Source organism: Streptomyces sp. NPDC058246 (assembly GCF_042881985.1).
GTDB lineage: Bacteria > Actinomycetota > Actinomycetes > Streptomycetales > Streptomycetaceae > Streptomyces.
On the sequence record NZ_JBHVWZ010000009.1, the window covers coordinates 268,451 to 289,374 of the forward strand.

Here is a 20,924-nt window from a genome sequence, read left to right on the forward strand (position 1 = left end):
TCAACGGGGGAGGGAGCAGGCGTGCCCAAGGTGTCCTCGGTGATCGTCCCGTACGCGTCCTATCTCCGCGTCTACGAACCGCTGGCCGCCTTCCCGGAGCCGGAGCGGGGCCACTGGGCGCGCTATGCCCGCCGCGCCGAACGCCCCTCGTACCAGGACGAACTGCGCCGCTCGCTGGCCGACTTGCTGCCCACCCCGCCGATCCCGGTGCCGGTGCACGAGAGCGGTGACGCGTTCGTGCTGGAGGTCGACGGGGTGCTGTGCGTGTGCCCCTGGCGCACCCGGCTGCGTGGCTGGCAGGCCCTGGGCGAGCTGCCCGACGAACTCCCGGCCCTGGTCCTCGACGCGGTCCTGCCGCCGTTGGTACGCCGCCAGGCCGCCCTGGACTACGAGCGCTGGCTGGCCCGCAACCCCGACGCCCGCCCGTGGATCCGCACCTCGACCTGGCAGGTGCCGCTGAACTGGTTCGTGCTCGTCTCCGACGAGGAGCGGGCGTACGAGAAGGGGGCGGGCCCCGGCGGATCCGCACCGGTGCTCCGCTACCGGACACCCATGGTGCAGGCGCGGCGGCGCACGGCGCGGGCCCTGAAGACGCTGAAGGACACCCTCGACGAGGGGCCGCTGATCGACGGGCTGGTGGACGTGGGCCGCTGGCTGGAGGAGTTCCACCCGCGCTCGCTGGTCGAGCTGGACTACGGCGGGCTCGTGCACGTCCTGCCGGCCGGGCATCTCGAGAGCGACCACTCGGCCGCGGACGTCGCCGAGGGCATCGAGGCGCTGCGCACCGGTGACGGTGCCGCGGCGGGCGAGGCGTACGGACGGCTCGTGGAGCGCTGGCGGTCGGTCAGGGACCGGCGCTCGGCGAACTGAGGTCAGCCCTGGGATGAACCCTTGGGGTGGGGCCCCTGGGTCGCCTGGGGCGTGTGATCTGTTTCTCACCCATTCGCCTCGAACTCGCGTATGGTCCTCACACCACTGAAGAACCCTCATCCAGGACGTAGGTCCTGATCCGGGCTTTTGTGTCAAGCAGTCCCAAGCACTGTCAAGCGGGTGCCAAGCGTGATGGATGGCACTTACCTGGCTCTTGCATCGCTTACCCCCTCCCGTGCCAAAATAGGACAAGGAGCCCGGGGGAGGGCTCCGTCCATCCACGTATGGGTGGAATCTCAGCATTGCACGCTATGGGGGGTCTGATGACTCCTGATCGCCCTGTGACTGATCGTCACAGCGGCGTGACTGTCCGCTATGGCATGGTCCATCGGCTTCCGTCGCTGATGAACACCTGGGAGGGCAATTCCATCGGTTTGGCCGACGCGGCTGGACGGATGGTGTAGTTGTAGTGCCGAGGACAAGCCGTTCGTCCTATAACCGACTCGACTCGCGTCCGCCATTTCGGGCAACGCGGGTCAAGGTGCAGAATTTAGAGGAAAGAACCGAGAAGGTTCGGTTCTCCCGAGGAGGCCGCTCATGACCGCTCGCACCCCTGATGCCGAGCCGCTGCTGACCCCCGCTGAGGTCGCCACGATGTTCCGCGTCGACCCCAAGACGGTCACGCGGTGGGCGAAGGCCGGCAAGCTTACGTCCATCCGCACGCTCGGCGGGCATCGCCGCTATCGCGAGGCTGAGGTCCGCGCACTGCTCGCGGGTATCCCGCAGCAGCGCAGCGAGGCCTGAATAACCGCATAACCGGACAATTCGCCAGGTCCCCCAACCCGTCGAGGCGTCCGAACCACAGCTCCAAGCGACGCGGGTGCTGCCCCAACAGGACCCACGCCCAAGCTTTTTTCACACGTGACAAGGGTGCGTCGTCGATCGCGCTGGACTCCGCCGGGTCCAGCGCGATCTTTTTTGTGCCCTGACCGTGCCCGGACGGCCGTCCTGTGAGCGGCCTTGTCGGAGTCTGGGGAGGGGTGTCGGATCTCCTGTGGACTCCCTCGGTGGGCGGTGCAATTGCACATATTAAATTGACTTGTTGTAGGCGGGGTGTAAGTTCCGCACTTCTGAAAACTTATGCGGTGACACCCGTCACATGCCACGGTCCTTGTTGCCTATGGTGCTTGTGCGCTAAGGGAGTTGGGGCGATTCGGCGCCGTGCGCGGGCAGCCTCGCGCCCAGGCTCGCACTCGGCGGTGGGCGCGCGTCTGGGCTTTGGTCATGCCTTGGAGGGGCTTTCGTCCTCTGTGGCGCTCTCGGCCCTCTCGGGGGCGTCCTCGCCCCATGGGGCGGGCTCCATGGCCAGTCGCAGCAGCTGGTGGCAGATCGGGCAGTGCCGCGTCAGATGGCGGTAGCCGGAGGCGGCAGACAGATGGGCGCGGAGCAGGGCTCGCGTCTCGTGCCGCGCGGTCGCCGCCATACGCACCTCCGGGGAGTCGAGGGCCCTGGTTTCTGGGTACCGGCGGAATGTGACGCCGTCAAGGTGCAGGGGGCCCCTGAGGAGGGGCGAATGACGTCTCCGCCCGGCCTCGGTGTCGGCGCGCACGAGAAGGCCCCGCAGCCGGAGAGGACCAGGCCCCGCATCCGAGCACGGCACGAGCGCCGGATCCGAGGACGACAAGGGCCCCGGATCCGAGCACGACAAAAGGCCCCGCATCCGGGAAGGATGCGGGGCCTTTGTTCACTGCGGTCCTGACGGGATTTGAACCCGCGGCCTCCACCTTGACAGGGTGGCGAGCACTCCAAACTGCTCCACAGGACCAGGTTTTGCAGCGACTCATTCTTGCGCTGTGCTGCGAGAAGAGACTGTACAGGAGGGTGGCCCCGGGGTCGAACTCACCCACTGTGCGGGCCCGCTCACGGGACAGCGGCGTCGATCGCCTTCACGATGCGCTTGTCCGAGACGGGGTACGCCGTGCCGAGCGCGTGGGCGAAATAGCTGACCCGGAGCTCCTCGATCATCCACCGGATGTCCAGGACGGAGGAGGGGACAGGACGGCCCTGGGGGAGCTGCTCCAGCAGCCACGCGTACTCGTCCTGCATCTCGTGGACCTTCTCCATGCGGGTGGTGTCCCGCTGGACGTTGGTCGGCATCTGCTGGAGGCGGCGGTCGGCGGCGACCAGATAGCGCATCAGGTCCGGGACGCGGCGCAGGCCGGTCGCCGTGACGAAGCCCGGCTTCACGAGGGCGTCCAGCTGCTTCCGTACGTCCGTGAGGTTGGCAAGGAGCGTCGGGCTCTTCACTCCCTTGAGCCGGCGCTCACAGGCCTGCCAGGCGGCGAGCACCTGCTGCACCTGCCCGACCGTCCGGACCGTCGTGTCGACGATCTCGGCGCGCACCTTGTCGTACAGCTTCCGGTACGACTCCTCGTCCCACGCCGGGCCCCCGAAGTCGCCGATCAGCTTGTCCGCGGCGGCCATCGCGCAGTCGTCGAAGAGAGCCTGGATGGAACCGTGCGGGTTGGCGGACAGGGCGAGCTTCTGGGCGTTGGTGAGCTTGTCCGAGGCGAACTTGCCCGGGTTCACCGGGATGTTGCGCAGGATCAGCCGCCGGGTGCCCTTCCACATGGCCTGCGCCTGCTCGGCCTCCGTGTCGAAGAGGCGTACGGAGACGGTGTCGCCGTCGTCGACCAGCGCCGGGTACGCCTTCACCGGCTGGCCCGCCCGGCGCGTCTCGAAGACGCGCGTCAGCGATCCGATCGTCCAGTCCGTGAGGCCCGTACGCTCCAGGGACTCACCGCCCTGGCGCTCCGCCGTCGCCGCCGCGGCCTGCGAGATCGCCTTGCGTGCCTTCGGCTTCAGCTGGAGCTGCAAGGCCTCCAGGTCTTTGTCCTCGGCGAGCTTGCGGCGTCGCTCGTCGACGATCCGGAAGGTGATCTTCAGGTGGTCGGGGACCCGGGACCAGTCGAAGTCGTCGGCCGTCAGCGGCACCCCGACCATGCGCTTCAGCTCGCGCGCCATGGTCAGCGTGAGCGGCTCCTGAAGGGGCACGGCCCGCTCCAGGAACTTCTGCGCGAAGTTGGGGGCGGGGACGTAATGGCGGCGGATCGGCTTCGGCAGGGAGCGGATCAGCTCCGTGACGACGTCCTCCCGCAGGCCCGGGATCTGCCAGTCGAAGCCCTCGTCCGTGACCTGGTTGAGGACCTGGAGCGGGATGTGGACGGTGACGCCGTCGGCGTCCGCGCCCGGCTCGAACTGGTACGTCACACGGAACTTCAGGCGACCCTGGCGCCAGGAGTCCGGGTAGTCGTCCTTGGTGACCTCGCCGGCCTTCTCGTTGATGAGCATCGAGCGCTCGAAGTCGAGGAGTTCGGCAGCCCCTTCTCCTTCGCGGAGCTTGTTCTTCCACCAGGAGTCGAAGTGCGCGCCGGACACCACGTGCTCGGGCACCCGCTGGTCGTAGAAGTCGAAGAGCGTCTCGTCGTCGACCAGGATGTCCCGGCGCCGGGCGCGGTGCTCCAGCTCCTCGACCTCGGTGAGGAGCTTGCGGTTGTCGGCGAAGAACTTGTGGTGCGTACGCCAGTCGCCCTCGACGAGCGCGTTGCGAATGAAAAGCTCGCGGCTCACCTCAGGGTCGATCCGCCCGTAGTTGACCTTCCGCTGGGCGACGATCGGTACGCCGTACAGCGTGACCTTCTCGTACGCCATCACCGCGGCCTGGTCCTTCTCCCAATGCGGTTCGCTGTACGTGCGCTTCAGCAGATGTCCGGCCAGCGGCTCGACCCACTCGGGCTCGATCCTGGCGTTGACCCGCGCCCAGAGGCGGGAGGTCTCCACCAGCTCGGCGGACATCACGAACCGCGGGGGCTTCTTGAAGAGGGCGGAGCCCGGGAAGATCGCGAATTTCGCGTTCCGTGCGCCCAGGTACTCGTTCTTGGCCGTGCTTCTCCCGCCCTCCCCGCCGGCCTCCTTCACGTCCTTCATACCGATGTGCGAGAGCAGGCCGGCGAGGAGCGAGACGTGGACGGACTGGTCGGCCGCGTCCTCCTCGTTGAGGTGGATGCCCATCTGCTTGGCGACGGTCCGCAGCTGGCTGTAGATGTCCTGCCATTCGCGGATGCGCAGGAAGTTCAGGTACTCCTGCTTGCACATCCGGCGGAATGCGGACGAGCCCCGCTCCTTCTGCTGTTCGCGGAGGTACCGCCACAGGTTCAGGAAGGCGAGGAAGTCGCTCGTCTCGTCCTTGAAGCGGGCGTGCTGCTGATCGGCCTGTGCCTGCTTCTCGGCCGGCCGCTCACGCGGGTCCTGGATGGAGAGCGCGGCGGCGATCACCATGACCTCGCGCACGCAGCCGTTCTTGTCGGCCTCCAGGACCATCCGGGCCAGGCGGGGGTCGACGGGCAGCTGGGCGAGCTTGCGTCCCGTCTGCGTGAGCCGCTTGCGCGGGTCCTTCTCCGTCGGGTCCAACGCGCCCAGTTCTTGAAGGAGTTGGACACCGTCACGGATGTTGCGGTGGTCCGGCGGGTCGATGAAGGGGAACTTCTCGATGTCGCCGAGACCCGCCGCGGTCATCTGGAGGATGACGCTCGCCAGGTTCGTACGGAGGATCTCCGCGTCCGTGAACTCCGGGCGGGCGAGGAAGTCTTCCTCGGAGTACAGCCGGATGCAGATGCCGTCGCTGGTACGGCCGCAGCGGCCCTTGCGCTGGTTGGCGCTGGCCTGCGAGACCGGTTCGATGGGCAGGCGCTGCACCTTGGTGCGGTGGCTGTAGCGGGAGATGCGGGCGGTGCCCGGGTCGATGACGTACTTGATGCCCGGGACGGTGAGCGAGGTCTCGGCGACGTTGGTCGCCAGAACGATCCTGCGCCCTGTGTGCTGCTGGAACACGCGGTGCTGCTCGGCGTGCGAGAGGCGGGCGTAGAGCGGAAGTACTTCCGTGAACCGGTAGTTCTTCTTGGTCAGCGCGTCGGCGGTGTCACGGATCTCCCGCTCGCCCGACAGGAAGACGAGGATGTCGCCCTTGCCCTCGGCCTGGAGTTCCTCGACGGCGTCGCAGATCGCGGTGATCTGGTCGCGGTCGGCGTCGTCGCCGTCCTCCTCCAGGAGGGGGCGGTAACGGACCTCCACGGGGTACGTCCGTCCGCTGACCTCGACGATCGGGGCGTCGCCGAAGTGCCGGGAGAAGCGCTCGGGGTCGATGGTCGCGGAGGTGATGACGACTTTCAGATCCGGGCGCTTGGGGAGGAGCTGAGCCAGATATCCCAGCAGGAAGTCGATGTTGAGGGACCGCTCGTGGGCCTCGTCGATGATGATCGTGTCGTACGCGCGCAGCTCGCGGTCCGTCTGGATCTCGGCGAGCAGGATGCCGTCCGTCATGAGTTTGACGAAGGTGCCGTCCGGGTTCACCTGGTCGGTGAAGCGGACCTTCCAGCCGACGGCCTCGCCGAGCGGGGTGTCCAGCTCCTCGGCGACGCGCTCGGCGACGGTACGGGCGGCGATCCTTCTCGGCTGGGTGTGCCCGATCATGCCGCGGACGCCACGCCCGAGCTCGAGACAGATCTTGGGGATCTGGGTGGTCTTGCCGGAGCCGGTCTCACCGGCGACGATCACGACCTGGTGATCACGTATGGCCTCCGCGATCTGGTCCTTCTTCTGACTGACCGGGAGCTGCGCGGGGTACGTGACGGCCGGCACGCGCGAGCGGCGCTCGGCCATGCGGACCTCGCCCTTGGCGACCTCCGCGTCGATCTCGGCGAGCACGGCGGAGCGGGCCTCGGGCTTGCGGATCTTGCGCGCGCCCTCGAGCCTGCGCCCGAGCCGGTGCGCGTCGCGCAGGGACAGCTCGGTCAGACGGGGGGCGAGATCGCCGAGGGCGGGGGCAGGATGCGTAGACATACGCGGTCCAGGATCTCACCTCGGGGAAATGACTGGCTAACGCTTTTGCGGCCGGGGCTCGGCGGGACGCCGGCCATCACCCGGTGGGGCCACCGATACGACCTCCGCGGGGCGCGGGGCCGGGGGCTAATCCTGGGTCGGAGTCGGAGTCGGAGTCGGAGTCGGAGTCGGAGCCGGAGCCGGAGCCGGAGCCGGAGTGGGTGCCGGTGCTTGTGCTGGGACCGGGGCCTGGGGCGGTGCTGAGGACGGCGTCGGATCCGGCTCCGAGGCCGGCGTCGCCGTCGAGGCTCCCGGTGCCGGTGCCGGTGCCGGTGCCGGTGCCGTCGTCGACGTCGGGGCCGGAGTGTCGCGATGGGCCATGGCCTTGGCGGTGTTGGAGACGGCCTTGATGCCCAGGTAGGCCGTGGTCATGCCGCTGACCGCGGTGAAGGCCGAGGTCAGCACGCCGACGGTCACCGCCTTGTCGCCGTCCAGGCGCCATACGCCGAAGATCGCGACCCCGGTGATCGCCAGGTTGCTCAGCATCACGGCCGTCAGCCCGTAGCGCGCCCGATACCGCTCCAGATCGAGCTCCCGCATCGGCTTCGACTGCCGGTCCCGCAACGCCATCGCTTCCCCCACACCCCGTACGGCCACTTCGGCCAGCCAGAAAGTAGCGCCGTGCCGGGGACATGCCAAATCAGGGGTGGGTGGTCCGGGGTGGGGTGGGTGAACGTTCAAGGGCCCCGTCCTGACGGACGGGGCCCTTGGGTGGTGGCTGGGGCCGGGGTCGAACCGGCGACCTATCGCTTTTCAGGCGATCGCTCGTACCAACTGAGCTACCCAGCCACGAGGCTTCAGAAGAAACCTCAGCGGTCCTGACGGGATTTGAACCCGCGGCCTCCACCTTGACAGGGTGGCGAGCACTCCAAACTGCTCCACAGGACCAAGCTGTTGTGTGCGAACAGGCGGAACCAGTGTCGCACACCGTCTTGCGTGCCCCCAACGGGATTCGAACCCGTGCTACCGCCTTGAAAGGGCGGCGTCCTAGGCCGCTAGACGATGAGGGCTATCGGCCCGCCTGGGCGCTTCTCAGCGCGTCGGGGACGTGAGAAGCATATGGGATGGCGGGAGGTATCGCCAAAACGGTTTACGGGGTCGCCCGTGGGGTGGCCCCCGAAGGAGTGGGGGAGGTGGGCGCGCCCGGCTGGTTCTCCTTCGGGAGGTGGCGGCTGACCTCGGCCGTCGTCAGACCCAGACCGCCCAGCTTGATCTCGTCCCAGGCCTGGAGACGCCGGGTGTCCCGGTCGAGGTAGAGCACGGAGGCCTCGATCGGGTCCGGGTACTTGCCCTCGACCGCACGGAGCCCGCTGCCACCCGTCGAGCCCTCGATGCGCAGCCGGGTGCCGTACTTCATGACCTCCATGCCCTCGTGGTGGAGGTGTCCGGCCAGCACCATCGGCACGTCGCCGTCCGTCTCGCGGGCCGCCGTCGGCTCGTGGGCGATGGCGATGTCGACCGGCGTGCCCGCGGCCCGCTGGTCCCGGAGCGCCGAGGCAAGCCGGTCGCCGGCCAGTACCTCCGCCGCGTCACCGCCGGGCGAGACCGACCGGTCGGGGGTGAACTGCGGGTCGCCGATCCCCGCGAAGCGCAGCCCCGCGACCGTCTCCGCCCGTCCGTCGTCCAGGACGTGCACGTTCTTCATGTGCTCCAGGTAGCGCTGGGTCGCGCCCGAGTCGTGGTTGCCCCGGACCCAGACGTATGGAGCCCCCAGGTCCGCGATCGGGTCCAGGAAGCCGTTCTCGGCCGCGGTGCCGTGGTCCATCGTGTCGCCTGAGTCGACGATCACATCGATGGCGTACTGGTCCACGAGCGACGCGATGATCTTCCAGCTCGCCGGGTTCAGATGGATGTCGGAGACGTGCAGGACCCTGATCGTGCTCGGGTCGGGCTGGTACGCGGGCAGCGTGGACGTGACGTCGTACAGCTTCGTCACGTTCCGCACCAGGCGCGCCAACTCCTCCTGGTAGACGTCGAATTCGCTGACGATGTTGCGGGCGTTGCCGACGAGTGAGGGTGCGGAGGACAGGAGTCCGGAGAACTTCGGCTCCAGGACCGACTTCGGGTTCCAGGTGGCGAAGGCCGTCGCTCCGGAGGCGGCGAGGAGGGTGAGGGCCAGGCCGCCGGCGGCGAGCGCGCGGCGCGGGCGGCGGTAGACCGCGAGCCCGAGGGCGGTGGCGCCGGAGACGACCGCGATGCAGGAACGTACGGCCAGGTCGAGGGTGCCGTGTTCGACGTCCCGGGTGACCTCGTCCTGGAGGCCGGACAGCCGTTCCGGATGGTCGACCAGGGCCTCGGCGCGGACCGGGTCGAGCTGGTCCACGTCCACGTCGAGCCGCAGCGGAGCCTGGTGGCTGTGCAGCTCCAGCGCGCCGAGCGGCGAGACGTTGATCTTCGTGCCGCCGGTGAGGGAGGGGCGCAGGGTCATGGTGGTGTTCATGGGGCCGACCGGGACCCGGACGTTCCCCACGATCAGCAGCCCCAGCCAGGCCCCGAGCAGCACCACGCAGAGCAGGCCCAGGGCGCGGGTGAACGGGTGCGGCTGCGCGGCGAGCCCGACCGCGGGGGCCGCCCGGCGGTCGCGCTGGGGGCGGGGCAGGGTGCGCGACGTGGTGCGGGCGCGGTCGCGGATGCGGCGCGCGGCGGCGGACACGACGGTTGCGGCGGCGGTGACGGCAGCGGGGACGCGGGCCATTGGTCCCGTATGCCCAAGTGCGTGGGCGGGTATGCGGCGCGCGGCCCGGCAGCGGCATGGACGCCCTGGCGCTCGTACGCGGTCGGCCGCCCGTCGTACGGGTCGCCCTGGCCTCGTACGTGGTCGCCTTCGTTCGCTCGCGTACGCGGGTGGCATGACCTCGTACGACCTCGTGCGCGGTCGGCGTGACCCTCGTACGACCTCGTGCGCGGTCGGCGTGACCCTCGTACGGCATTGCCGTCGACTCTCCTACGAGGGCGTCGTACCGGACAATGGCCATGTGCTGGAGATGACGCGCGAGGAGTTCGAGGAACTGGTCGCCGAGGCGTTGGACCGGATTCCGCCGGAGCTGACACGGCTGATGGACAACGTGGCGGTGTTCGTCGAGGACGAACCGCCCGCCGAGGACCCCGAGCTGCTCGGGCTGTACGAGGGGACTCCGCTGACGGACCGTGGGGAGTGGTACGCGGGGGTGCTGCCCGACCGGATCACGATCTACCGGGGGCCGACGTTGCGGATGTGCGAGTCGCGCGAGGATGTCGTCGCCGAGACGGAGGTGACCGTGGTGCATGAGATCGCCCATCACTTCGGGATCGACGACGCGCGGTTGCACGCGCTGGGGTATGGCTGACCTTCGCCTGTTTCGCTCGGCCGACGCGCAGGGGCGCGTGTCTTCTTGTGGGCGGCGGGAGTTGGGCAGGGGGAGACTCCTCGTTCCTTCCCCAGGCTCTCGGCTCCGTTCGAGCAGGGGACGCCCCATTCGGAGGTGGCTGCCCGTGCGCGCCTTGTACGTACCCGTCCGCCTGGCCGCCACGGTCATGGCCGTCGCCGCAGCGGCCGGTTGCATGAGTGTGGGCGACGACGGGAGCCGGCCCGGCCCCTCGCACTCGGCGGGGCAGCGGGCTGGTGAGGCGCCCGACGGCGGCTCCGCGGTGAACGGGGGCGGTGCCGGGTTCCACGCGGGGCGGGAGGCGAAGGGGGACGCCTCCGCGAAGCCCGGCGAATCCGCGTCCGGGACGGCTTCTCCGTCCGCGTCGGAGGGCGGGAAGGCCAAGCCGTCCGCGCAGGCGCCCGGGAAGGGCGGGAAGGGGCAACCGGGGCCGCCCGGGCCGACGAAGGGGGTGCCGAGTCCCACCGCGTCGACCGCCGACCCGACGCCGCCGCCTCCTCCGCCGCCGCCCTCGGATCCGCCGTCGTCCGATCCGACCACGGCGGAACCCTCGTCCTCGGCGCATGAGCAGGCCACCCAGCTGGTGCAGCGGGAGCCGGCGCCCGAGGCGGGGTCGCCGGTCTAGGGTTTTCCGGGGCTTCGCCCCCTCCGCCGCTGACCGTCCCGTGTCCGGGGCCCCCGCCCCCGGACACACCCCGCTGCGACCCGGGCGGCCTCGTCCGCAACGCCGGTCGGGGCGGGAATTCGCCCCTGACCTGCGCCTATGAGGCTCGGTTTGCCTTCAGGGGTAGTGGGTGCGTATGGTGGTAGATCGTTTGATCCCATTTGCCCGGCGCCAACAGAGAGCGCCGCGTGTGGCGCGTACTCTCCCTTGCCGTGGCCGGACCGCATAGAGGCGGTCGATTGCGACTTCACGGAGTTTGGGCGCGTGCCGTAGAACTCCGGAAGGTTCGCATTTCGCATGTCTGTTTCCAGTACTGATCACGTCGTCGTGCCCGAGAACAACGAGAACGACGACACCGAGGGCGTCCTGGCCGTCGAGGCCGTGGAGTCCACCCCCGAGATCACCTTCGCCTCGCTCGGCCTGCCGGACGGCGTCGTCCGCAAGCTCGCGCAGAACGGCGTGACCACCCCCTTCCCGATCCAGGCCGCGACCATCCCGGACGCCCTGGCCGGCAAGGACATCCTCGGCCGCGGCCGCACCGGCTCCGGCAAGACCCTCTCCTTCGGTCTGCCGACGCTGGCGCAGCTCGCCGGCGGCCACACCGAGAAGAAGAAGCCGCGCGCCGTCATCCTCACGCCGACCCGTGAGCTGGCCATGCAGGTCGCCGACGCGCTGCAGCCCTACGGCGACGTCCTCGGCCTGAAGATGAAGGTCGTCTGCGGCGGTACGTCGATGGGCAACCAGATCTACGCCCTGGAGCGCGGCGTCGACGTCCTCGTCGCCACCCCGGGCCGGCTGCGCGACGTCATCAACCGTGGCGCCTGCTCGCTGGAGAACGTCCAGGTCGCCGTCCTCGACGAGGCCGACCAGATGTCCGACCTGGGCTTCCTGCCCGAGGTCACCGAGCTGTTCGACCAGATCCCGGCCGGCGGCCAGCGCATGCTGTTCTCGGCCACGATGGAGAACGAGATCTCCACGCTGGTCAAGCGCTACCTGACCGACCCGGTCACGCACGAGGTCGACAGCGCCCAGGGCAACGTCACGACCATGTCGCACCACATCCTCATCGTGAAGCCCAAGGACAAGGCGCCGGTCACCGCCGCGATCGCCTCCCGCAAGGGCCGCACGATCATCTTCGTCCGCACCCAGCTGGGCGCCGACCGTATCGCCGAGCAGCTGCGCGACGCCGGTGTGAAGGCCGACGCGCTGCACGGCGGAATGACGCAGGGCGCCCGTACCCGGACGCTGGCGGACTTCAAGGACGGTTACGTCAACGCGCTCGTCGCGACCGACGTCGCCGCCCGCGGTATCCACGTCGACGGCATCGACCTGGTCCTGAACGTGGACCCGGCCGGTGACCACAAGGACTACCTGCACCGCTCCGGCCGTACGGCCCGCGCGGGCCGCAGCGGCACCGTCGTGTCCCTCTCCCTGCCGCACCAGCGCCGGCAGATCTTCCGGCTGATGGAGGACGCGGGCGTCGACGCCGCGCGTCACATCATCAACTCCGGTACGGCCTTCGAGCCCGAGGTCGCCGAGATCACCGGTGCCCGCTCGATGACCGAGGTCCAGGCCCAGTCCGCGGGCGACGCCGCCCAGCAGGCCGAGCGTGAGGTCACCCAGCTCACCAAGGAGCTGGAGCGCGCGCAGCGTCGTGCGGCCGAGCTGCGCGGCGAGGCCGACCGGCTGATCGCCCGTGCCGCGCGTGAGCGCGGCGAGGACCCGGAGGCGGCGGTCGCCGCCGCCGCGGAGGCCGTCGTCGAGCAGGCCGTGGCCGAGGTGCCCGCCGAGGCGCCCGCCGCGTCCGAGCAGCCGGCCGAGCGTCCCGCGTACGAGCAGTCGCGTCAGCGCCGTGACGAGCGGGGCAACTACGAGCGCCGTGACGACCGTGGTGGTCGTTCCTTCGAGCGTCGTGACGACAACCGCGGTGGCTTCAACCGTGACGACCGTGGCGACCGGGCCGGCTTCAGCCGCGACCGTCGCGACAACGACCGTGGCGGCTTCCGTCGCGACGACCGCCGTGACGACCGCGGTGGCCGTTCCTTCGAGCGTCGTGACGACCGCCCCGGCTTCAGCCGTGACCGCCGTGACGACAACCGTGGCGGCAGCGGCCGTACCTTCGAGCGCCGCGACGACCGTGGCGGCCACCGTGGCAGCGACCGTCCCTTCAACCGCGACCGTCAGGACAACCGCCCCTCCAGCGGTTTCCGCTCCGGCAGCCACGACCGCCCGTACGGCCGTCGTGACGACCACCGCGGCACGGGTACCGGCACCGGCACCGGCACCGGTACCGGTTCCTTCCGCCGTGACGACAAGCCGCGCTGGAAGCGCAACGGCTGACGCGCTGTGACGCTGTGAAGTGAAGTGGCCCCCACCCGGGTTCGGGTGGGGGCCACTTTTCTGTGCACGCGACCTGCTCACCCTCAACTCCTCGGGCGCGCTCACCTTCCAACAGGGCAACGGGAAGGGCGCGTTCGCCGGGAAGGTGTCCGGGAGCGGCTGGTCGACCAAGGTGGTCGCGGTGCCGTTCGGCGATCTGGACAACGACGCTGTACCGCTACGACGGCACGGGGACCGGCCTGTTGAAGGACCGGGTGAAGGTCTTCTCCGGCTGGGGGGCCTCGTGCAACGCGGTCGTCGGCGTCGGGGACATCACCGGTGACGGGAAGAGCGACCTGGTGGGGCGGGACACGAGTGGCGGCCTGTACCGCAACGACAGCAAGGGGAACGGGTCGTTCGATTCGCGGGTGAAGATCGCGAGCGGCTGGCAGGGCTACAAGGGCCTCTTTTAGCCAATCGTGCCGACCGGTTGGCGCATGTCGTGCTCCCGGCGAGGGAATCGCTGGGGGCATGACAACACCTTCACCTTTCAGCGCGCGGGACCCCGCCAAGGGCGGCGAGCCGGTCGGGTCGGACGAGGAGCGGCTCGCGGAGCTCGGCTACACGCAGGTCCTGGCGCGCCGCATGTCGGCGTTCTCCAACTACGCCGTCTCCTTCACGATCATCTCGGTGCTCTCCGGCTGTATGACCCTGTACCTGTTCGGCATGAACACCGGCGGTCCCGCCGTGATCACCTGGGGATGGGTCGCGGTCGGACTGATGACGCTGTTCGTCGGGCTGTCGATGGCCGAGATCTGCTCGGCGTACCCGACGTCCGCCGGTCTGTACTTCTGGGCGCACCGGCTGGCCCCGGAGCGGACGGCAGCGGCCTGGGCGTGGTTCACCGGCTGGTTCAACGTGCTCGGCCAGATCGCGGTGACCGCGGGAGTCGACTTCGGCGCGGCGTCGTTCCTGGGCGCCTACCTGAACCTGCAGTTCGACTTCGAGGTCACCCCGGGCCGCACGATCCTGCTCTTCGCCGGGATCCTGCTCCTGCACGGCCTGCTGAACACCTTCGGCGTCCGCATCGTCGCCCTCCTCAACAGCGTCAGCGTGTGGTGGCACGTGCTGGGCGTCCTGGTCATCGTGGGCGCGCTCGCCTTCGTACCCGACCACCACCGGTCGGCTTCCTTCGTGTTCGGGCACTTCGTGAACAACACCGGCTGGGGCAGCGGGATCTACGTCGTGGCCGTCGGCCTCCTGGTCGCCCAGTACACCTTCACCGGGTACGACGCATCCGCGCACATGACGGAGGAGACGCACGACGCGGCGACGGCCGGCCCGAAGGGCATCGTCCGCTCCATCTGGACCTCGTGGATCGCGGGTTTCGTGCTGCTCCTGGGCTTCACCTTCGCGATCCAGTCGTACGACAAGGAGCTGGGCTCGGCGACCGGCGCGCCGCCCGCGCAGATCCTGCTCGACGCCCTGGGCGCGACCTCCGGGAAGCTGCTGCTGCTGGTCATCATCGGGGCGCAGCTCTTCTGCGGGATGGCGGCGGTCACCGCCAACAGCCGTATGATCTACGCCTTTTCGCGCGACGGCGCGCTGCCGTTCTCGCATGTGTGGCACACGGTCAGCCCGCGGACGCGGACACCGGTCGCGGCGGTGTGGCTCGCCGTGGTGGGCGCGCTGGCGCTGGGACTGCCGTATCTGATCAATGTGACGGCGTACGCGGCCGTGACGTCGATCTGTGTCATCGGGCTCTACCTCGCGTACGTCGTCCCGGTGCTGCTGCGGCTGCGCAAGGCCGACGCCTTCGAGCGCGGACCCTGGCACCTGGGCCGCTGGTCCCGGCCGATCGGCATCGTCTCGGTCAGCTGGGTCGCCGTCATCACCGTCCTGTTCATGCTGCCCCAGGTCTCGCCGGTCACCTGGGAGACCTTCAACTACGCCCCGATCGCCGTCCTGGTCGTCCTCGGCTTCGCGGCGGCCTGGTGGCTGGCCTCGGCCCGCCACTGGTTCCTCAACCCCGCCCACGCACGCACCATCGCCCGAGAGGAGGCCCGCAGGGGCGCCCCCGAACCGGTCGATCCATGACCTTGCACGCTTTTGGCGCGGCCGGGCTCCGATACCCGATCGGAGTCCCGGCCGCGTCCGGCTATGCTCGGGGTTGCACCGGCGCGAGATCGGCGAGCTTCGTTCGGCGCGTTCGGTACGAGCCGGTGCGTGGACCCTTAGCTCAATTGGCAGAGCAGTGGACTTTTAATCCATTGGTTGTGGGTTCGAGTCCCACAGGGTCTACCGGAGAGCCCCAGGTCAGGGTGCAACTGACCTGGGGCTTCGGCGTGTTCTGAGGGCTTGGGGACCGTCAGCGGGCCCGTGCCGGCTTCGCCCGCTGAACGGCACCGCTGCCGCACGGGCATACGGCCATTTGGCCCTCGGATCCAGCGCGCTGAGCGACGACCTTCGCCAAGCTGACGACACCAAGCCGTTTCGGCGGATGGCCAAGCTGACCACACCAAGCCGTTTCGGCCGATGAGCGAGGAGTTGTCATGCGCAAGAGCACACGAGGTAGAGCACGACTGGCAGCGCTGGTGAGCTCCGCAGTCCTGGTCACGGGTATGGCCGGGGTGGCGGCGCCGGCGGCGGCAGCCGCGCCGCAGGTCACCGCCACCACCGTGGGAGCCGTGGCACCGGCGGACGGTCCCGGGCACGTCCTCGGCTCGCTGCTGACCCTGGTCCACAACCTGCTGACGAGCACGCTGGGTGCCGTGGCGGGCTGATCCTCCGGACGCGTCGCTCGTGACGAGGCCCTCTCCGCGCCTTCGGGTGGGAGAGGGCCAGGCGGAATCGGGCGACGCTGTGGTCGTTTCAGGCAGGGCGCAGGGTCTTCGCGCAGTCGTGCCAGGCCTGGTCGCTGAGCAGCGGGCGGAAGCCGGTGAACAGGGCCAGGAGGTCGGCTCCCCAGTCGGCTCGCCACCGCGGGTTCTCGTCCACGAGGTCGAGTTCGTTGGCGGCGGTGAGTTCGGCGAAGTCGCGGCGCTGCTGGAGGGCGGGCGACCAGGTGCGGCCGGTGAAGCGGTCGCGGAAGGCCGGGGAAGGGGACGCGAAGCCCGGGTAGGAGGCCGCCCGGTCGCAGCTCGCGTAGAAGTGGACCTGGGCCTCGGCCTCGGTGCCGATGACCGACCTCAGCTCGGCACGGCGGTCGGTCGGCAGCAGGGCGGTCGCGAAGCCGTCGGTGCCGTAGAACGCGTGGCACAGGCCGGCGAGTTGGAGCGCGGGCCGCGCCTCCCAGCGGGCCAGCCGGTCCCGCACGCGGATCAGATGCGCGAGCAGGGTGCCGCCCGGATGGTCGATGTTCTCGGCGCCGAGCTTGCGCAGCAGAGTGATGGCTTCCGAGGCGCCCTGCGCCGGTACGTCGTCGTCCACGGGCCGCTCCTCCTGACCGGGGCCGCCGGGCCCACCCAGGAAATCCTCGGCCGGGACGAGGGCTCCGTCAATGCGGGGACCGGGGGTGTCAGCCCGCCGTGAGCTCCGGCAGCGGCAGCGTGTGCTGGGTCTGGAGGACCTTCGCGCGGAGGTAGCGGACGTTGTGGGCCGTGGTGAAGACGCCCGTCGGGACGCGGTGGGAGACCGTGATGCCGAGGTCGCGGAGCTGGTCGGCCTTGTCCGGGTTGTTGGAGAGCAGGTCGAGGGAGTCGATGCCGAGGGCCTGGAGCATCTGGGCGGCGGCCGTGTAGTCGCGGCCGTCCTCGGGCAGACCCAGCGCGGCGTTGGCGGCGTACGTGTCGAGGCCCTGGTCCTGGAGGGCGTACGCGTCGAGCTTGTTGTAGAGGCCGATACCGCGGCCCTCCTGGCGGAGGTACAGGAGGACGCCGCCGCGGACGGCGATCTGCTCCACCGCCTCGCGCAGCTGCGGGCCGCAGTCGCAGCGGGCCGAGCCGAAGACGTCGCCGGTCAGGCACTCGGAGTGCAGCCGCACCAGCGGGTTCGCCGTGGGCTCGCCGAGGACGACGGCCAGGTGTTCCTTGTCGTCGGCGAGGCCGTGGAAGGTGACCAGGTCCGCGTCGACGGAGTAGCCGTCGCCGAAGCGCAGCGGAACGGTGACGCGGGTGCGCACGGTCGCGGTGGGGTAGTCGCGCATGTTGTCTCTCCGGTCCGGTCCAGCGGGTCGACCTGCTTCAGATTTGAAGCATGTCCCTGGAGGGAGACAGTACATGTGCTTTAAAGTTCAAGCAACGGATTTCATGTGGTCCTCGCGTCCCCGCACGATGGGGAAGAACGCCGCCGCCACGGCAGATCTTCCCCGCCGGCCCCAGGATTCTCGCCCTGGATCGCCCGGGCGATACTCCCGCAGATCTCCTCCAACTGCCCCACCTGCTCGGGGGTGAGGTGGTCGAAGACCGCCGACCGCACCGTCTCCACATGCCCCGGCGCCGTCCGCTCCAGGATCGCCATGCCCTCGTCCGTGAGGACCGCGACATGGCCGCGCCTGTCGGTGGGGCAGCCCTCGCGCCGTACCGTGCCGTCGTTCTCCAGCCGCGTCACCGCGTACGTCAGCCGGCTGCGGGTGATCTTCAGGACCTCGGCGAGCTCGGTCATCCGAAGTCGCCGCTCCGGTGCTTCGGACAGCATGGCCAGGATGGAGTAGTAAAGGTGTGGCATGCCCGCCTCCGCCTGGAGCTGGCGGTCGATCGCGTCCTCCAGGAGGGAGGAGGCGGAGACGTACGAGCGCCAGGCGCGCTGTTCGGCGGGGGAGAGCCAGCGGGTCGTCATACGGCCAGTCTAGGTATTGTTTAAAACTTGAACCATTGCGCCGGGTCGGACCACCGAAGGCCGGCCCACCACGAGCCGGAGAGTGCGCCCCCATGCCTCACCCCTACGTCCTGTTGTCCGCCGCCGTCTCCCTCGACGGCTTTCTGGACGACACCGGCCCCGAACGGCTGCTGCTCTCGGGTCCGGCCGACTTCGACCGGGTCGACGAGGTACGGGCGTCCTGCGACGCGATCCTGGTCGGCGCCGGCACGCTCCGCTCGGACAACCCGCGGCTCCTGGTCAACTCGGCCGAACGCCGCGCGGCACGGATCGCCGCCGGCCGCCCCGCGTACCCGCTGAAGGTCACCGTCACCGGGGCGGGCGACCTCGACCCCGCGGCACAGTTCTGGCACACGGGCGGCGAGAAGGTCGTCTACACGACGGACAAGGGGGCCGCTACGGCCACCGAGGCCCTGCGGGGACTCGACGAGGGACTCGGCATCGACATCGTGTCGACCGGGCCGGAACTCGACTGGCGTGTGCTGCTGGAACACCTTCATGACGTACGAGGTGTGCGGCGCCTCATGGTCGAAGGCGGCGGGCGGGTACACACCCAGCTGATGCGGGAGGGGCTCGCGGACGAGTTGCAGCTCGCCGTCGCTCCGCTGTTCGTCGGGGAACCGGCCGCGCCGCGGCTGTTCGGACCCGGCGACTATCCGCCCGGGCGGCTGCGGATGGTGGAGACCCGGGCCGTCGGAGACGTCGTCCTCGTCCGGTACGTCCCCACGGCCCCCGGCGCCGGCGGCCTCGCCTCCGCCGCGGACCGGCACTGGCTGGCGCTCGCGTGTGAACTGGCGGCCTTGTGTCCGCCCTCGGAGACCGCCTTCAGCGTGGGCGCGGTGGTGGTGGCCGCCGACGGGACCGAGCTGGCCCGGGGCCACTCGCGTGAGGGCGACGACCCCGTGGTGCACGCCGAGGAAGCGGCGCTCGCCAAGATCGACCCCGCCGACCCGCGCCTCACCTCCGCCACGGTGTACAGCAGCCTCGAACCCTGCGCCCGGCGCGCCTCGCGGCCCGCGCCGTGTGCCCGGCTGATCCTCGACGCCGGGGTGCGGCGGGTGGTCACCGCCTGGCGCGAGCCCGACACGTTCGTCGCGGGGGCCGACGGCAACGGGCTGCTCGCCACGGAGGGCGCCGACGTCGTCGTACTCCCCGAACACGAGGAGCGGGCCAAGGCGCCCAACCGGCACCTTCTGTGAATCCCGCCGACACCTGCCGCCGAGGCCGGCACGGGGGTGCGTTCAAAGGTGTGTGCTGGGGGCCCCGCGGATGGCGTACACTGGTTTCAACGACGCGGGGTGGAGCAGCTCGGTAGCTCGCTGGGCTCATAACCCAGAGGTCGCAGGTTCAAATCCTGTCCCCGCTACTGAAGGCCAAGGGCCGGAACTCGGATTCACGAGTTCCGGCCCTTGGTGTTTCGCCGGCCGCTACGGCTCCGTGCGGGTCCCCCCACATCCCCGTATCCCCCGGTCGGTCCACACCGGTCGCCCACCGTCCCCGCTGCGGGAAACCTGGATGGGTGGGGCAGCAAGCAGGCGAGCAGCGGGCCGAGGGGCCCTACGAATACGACCGGTTCGGTGGCCGGCTGCCCGGCGACCCCGTGCCCGACCCCGGTCTTGGTGACGCTCCGCGGCCCCGCCCGGCGGACCCGGACCGACGCCGGATCTCCAAGGCGCGGGCCTTCGTCCGGGCGCTCCCCGCGCTGCTCATCGTCATCGGGGGCTGTTACGACTACTTCACGCCGTCGGACTTCACCGCGTCCCCCCTCTTCACCGCCGCCCCGCTGGTGGCCGCCCCCCTCTACTCACCGCGCGGCACGGTGCTCACCGGTGTCGCGGCCCTCGCCGCGGTGCTCACGATCCACCTCAGGCTCGGCATCGTCCTGAACGTCGGCTCGGTCACCGAAGTGGTCACGGTGGCCACGGCCGCCGTCCTGGCCGTCCTCATCAACCTCCTCGTCCGCCGCAGCGACCAACGGCTCGCCTCGGTCCGGGAGATCGCCGAGTCCGCGCAGCGCGCGGTGCTGCCCGAGCCCGACGAGCGGATCGCCGGCTTCGACGTCGCGGCGCGGTACGAGGCGGCGCAGGCGGACGCGTTCATCGGCGGCGACCTGTACGCGGTGCAGGACTCCCCGCACGGGGTACGGCTGGTCGTGGGCGACGTACGCGGCAAGGGCATGGGGGCGGTCGCCGCCGTCGCCGTCGTCATCGGGGCGTTCCGGGAGGCGGCCGAGCAGGAAGCGACGCTGGAGGCGGTCGCACAGCGTCTGGAGCGGGCGCTGGCGCGCGAGGGCACCCGGCGCGAGGGCCTCGACGCCTTCGAGGGGTTCACCACGGCCGTACTCGCGGAGATCCCGCACGGGGACGAGGCCGTACGGATCGTCAACCGCGGCCATCCCCCGCCGCTGCTGCTGCACGCGGACGGCACGCTGGTCCCGCTCGCCGCCGAGGATCCCGCCCTGCCGCTCGGGATGGGCGAGTTGGGCAGCTGGCCCGACCGCGCGGTGGAGGCCGGGTTCCCGAAGGGGGCCACGCTGCTCCTGCACACCGACGGCCTGTCCGAGGCGCGCGACGAGCGCGGGGAGTTCTACGATCCCGCCGCGCGCCTCGCCGGGCGCCTGTTCCCCGGGCCCGACGCCCTGCTGGCCGCCCTCGCCCAGGAGGTCCGCCGGCACACGGGCGGCGGCACGACGGACGACATGGCGCTGCTGGCCGTACGGCGCCCTTGATCCTTGTCACCTGTGGTGATCGGACGGTGCCACTCCGCATAACAACTGACACACCATCAGCTGAATCGATGTTTATGAAGTGTGGTCAACTCGCCCGGTTTGAACCGATGGTGTCCCCAAAGTCCTGGCCAAAAGCGTTAACGATCAGTCCGAACAGCTTGGAATCCGGTACCCGGGTCTATTAACGTTCGATAACGCAGCGCGGTCGTCCCAGCCGTCACAAGAG

At 70.0% G+C, this 20,924-nt stretch carries 18 protein-coding genes and 6 tRNA genes; 13 read left to right on the forward strand and 11 right to left on the reverse strand.

Annotated features, from left to right (window positions below; genetic code table 11):
• Positions 1-21 precede the first annotated feature (21 nt).
• Together ACFVXA_RS16730 and bldC are read left to right on the forward strand one after the other, a co-directional pair.
• Entirely contained in the window at positions 22-870 is an 849-nt protein-coding gene (locus tag ACFVXA_RS16730; protein WP_383902742.1) for a hypothetical protein, read from the forward strand.
• 597 nt (positions 871-1,467) lie between these two features.
• A complete protein-coding gene (gene bldC, locus ACFVXA_RS16735; protein ID WP_003949541.1) occupies positions 1,468-1,674 on the forward strand; it encodes a developmental transcriptional regulator BldC in 207 nt (68 codons plus the stop codon).
• A 478-nt stretch (positions 1,675-2,152) separates the two neighbouring features.
• Here the strand turns inward: bldC and ACFVXA_RS16740 are convergent, their stop codons facing one another.
• The 8 genes from ACFVXA_RS16740 to ACFVXA_RS16775 form a co-directional block, all read right to left on the reverse strand.
• Positions 2,153-2,353, reverse strand: a complete 201-nt coding sequence (locus ACFVXA_RS16740) for a DUF6274 family protein (protein ID WP_362029777.1) — start codon at positions 2,351-2,353, stop codon at positions 2,153-2,155.
• A 267-nt stretch (positions 2,354-2,620) separates the two neighbouring features.
• Positions 2,621-2,695, reverse strand: a tRNA-Asp gene (locus tag ACFVXA_RS16745).
• A 95-nt stretch (positions 2,696-2,790) separates the two neighbouring features.
• Entirely contained in the window at positions 2,791-6,768 is a 3,978-nt protein-coding gene (gene hrpA / locus ACFVXA_RS16750) for an ATP-dependent RNA helicase HrpA (protein WP_362029780.1), read from the reverse strand.
• A gap of 126 nt (positions 6,769-6,894) precedes the next feature.
• Entirely contained in the window at positions 6,895-7,377 is a 483-nt protein-coding gene (locus tag ACFVXA_RS16755) for a hypothetical protein (protein WP_390025374.1), read from the reverse strand.
• A gap of 142 nt (positions 7,378-7,519) precedes the next feature.
• Positions 7,520-7,596: transfer RNA gene (locus ACFVXA_RS16760), tRNA-Phe, on the reverse strand.
• Between the two features lie 24 nt (positions 7,597-7,620).
• A tRNA-Asp gene (locus ACFVXA_RS16765) sits at positions 7,621-7,695 on the reverse strand.
• A gap of 49 nt (positions 7,696-7,744) precedes the next feature.
• Positions 7,745-7,817, reverse strand: a tRNA-Glu gene (locus tag ACFVXA_RS16770).
• An 80-nt stretch (positions 7,818-7,897) separates the two neighbouring features.
• A complete protein-coding gene (locus ACFVXA_RS16775; RefSeq protein WP_390025376.1) occupies positions 7,898-9,502 on the reverse strand; it encodes a metallophosphoesterase in 1,605 nt (534 codons plus the stop codon).
• A gap of 17 nt (positions 9,503-9,519) precedes the next feature.
• Between ACFVXA_RS16775 and ACFVXA_RS16780 the strand changes: the two genes are divergently transcribed.
• The 8 genes from ACFVXA_RS16780 (at position 9,520) to ACFVXA_RS16815 (ending at position 15,938) form a co-directional block, all read left to right on the forward strand.
• Positions 9,520-9,660, forward strand: a complete 141-nt coding sequence (locus ACFVXA_RS16780; protein ID WP_362029788.1) for a hypothetical protein — start codon at positions 9,520-9,522, stop codon at positions 9,658-9,660.
• A gap of 122 nt (positions 9,661-9,782) precedes the next feature.
• Entirely contained in the window at positions 9,783-10,133 is a 351-nt protein-coding gene (locus tag ACFVXA_RS16785) for a metallopeptidase family protein (RefSeq protein WP_326667007.1), read from the forward strand.
• 145 nt (positions 10,134-10,278) lie between these two features.
• Positions 10,279-10,797, forward strand: coding sequence for a hypothetical protein (locus ACFVXA_RS16790; protein ID WP_383745842.1), 519 nt, complete (start codon positions 10,279-10,281; stop codon positions 10,795-10,797).
• Between the two features lie 336 nt (positions 10,798-11,133).
• Entirely contained in the window at positions 11,134-13,176 is a 2,043-nt protein-coding gene (locus tag ACFVXA_RS16795; protein ID WP_390025378.1) for a DEAD/DEAH box helicase, read from the forward strand.
• 242 nt (positions 13,177-13,418) lie between these two features.
• Complete coding sequence (locus ACFVXA_RS16800; RefSeq protein ID WP_390025380.1) at positions 13,419-13,628, forward strand: hypothetical protein; 210 nt, start codon at positions 13,419-13,421, stop codon at positions 13,626-13,628.
• Positions 13,629-13,686: 58 nt separating this feature from the next.
• Positions 13,687-15,252: an amino acid permease gene (locus ACFVXA_RS16805; protein WP_390025382.1), complete on the forward strand. Its 1,566-nt coding sequence runs from the start codon at positions 13,687-13,689 to the stop codon at positions 15,250-15,252.
• Positions 15,253-15,383: 131 nt separating this feature from the next.
• A tRNA-Lys gene (locus tag ACFVXA_RS16810) sits at positions 15,384-15,456 on the forward strand.
• Between the two features lie 251 nt (positions 15,457-15,707).
• Positions 15,708-15,938 (forward strand): hypothetical protein, encoded by a 231-nt coding sequence (locus ACFVXA_RS16815; RefSeq protein ID WP_362029802.1) that lies wholly within the window; start codon positions 15,708-15,710, stop codon positions 15,936-15,938.
• Positions 15,939-16,026: 88 nt separating this feature from the next.
• Here ACFVXA_RS16815 and ACFVXA_RS16820 read toward each other — a convergent pair whose 3' ends face one another.
• From ACFVXA_RS16820 to ACFVXA_RS16830, 3 genes are all read right to left on the reverse strand, one after another.
• Positions 16,027-16,584 carry a DUF6817 domain-containing protein gene (locus ACFVXA_RS16820; protein WP_383902719.1) on the reverse strand — a complete coding sequence of 186 codons (558 nt, stop codon included), beginning with the start codon at positions 16,582-16,584 and terminating at the stop codon, positions 16,027-16,029.
• 88 nt (positions 16,585-16,672) lie between these two features.
• The gene (gene ribA, locus ACFVXA_RS16825) at positions 16,673-17,299 is read right to left on the reverse strand and encodes a GTP cyclohydrolase II (RefSeq protein ID WP_362029808.1); all 627 of its coding nucleotides are present in this window, start codon (positions 17,297-17,299) and stop codon (positions 16,673-16,675) included.
• Positions 17,300-17,400: 101 nt separating this feature from the next.
• Positions 17,401-17,931, reverse strand: a complete 531-nt coding sequence (locus ACFVXA_RS16830) for a MarR family winged helix-turn-helix transcriptional regulator (protein WP_383745850.1) — start codon at positions 17,929-17,931, stop codon at positions 17,401-17,403.
• Between the two features lie 92 nt (positions 17,932-18,023).
• On the opposite strand from ACFVXA_RS16830, the gene ACFVXA_RS16835 reads away from it, so the two are divergent.
• The 3 genes from ACFVXA_RS16835 to ACFVXA_RS16845 all read left to right on the forward strand — a co-directional run bounded on the left by ACFVXA_RS16835 (position 18,024) and on the right by ACFVXA_RS16845 (position 20,698).
• Positions 18,024-19,169, forward strand: coding sequence for a dihydrofolate reductase family protein (locus ACFVXA_RS16835; protein WP_390025384.1), 1,146 nt, complete (start codon positions 18,024-18,026; stop codon positions 19,167-19,169).
• A 93-nt stretch (positions 19,170-19,262) separates the two neighbouring features.
• Positions 19,263-19,336: transfer RNA gene (locus tag ACFVXA_RS16840), tRNA-Met, on the forward strand.
• A 153-nt stretch (positions 19,337-19,489) separates the two neighbouring features.
• The gene (locus ACFVXA_RS16845) at positions 19,490-20,698 is read left to right on the forward strand and encodes a PP2C family protein-serine/threonine phosphatase (protein WP_362029815.1); all 1,209 of its coding nucleotides are present in this window, start codon (positions 19,490-19,492) and stop codon (positions 20,696-20,698) included.
• Positions 20,699-20,924 lie beyond the last annotated feature (226 nt).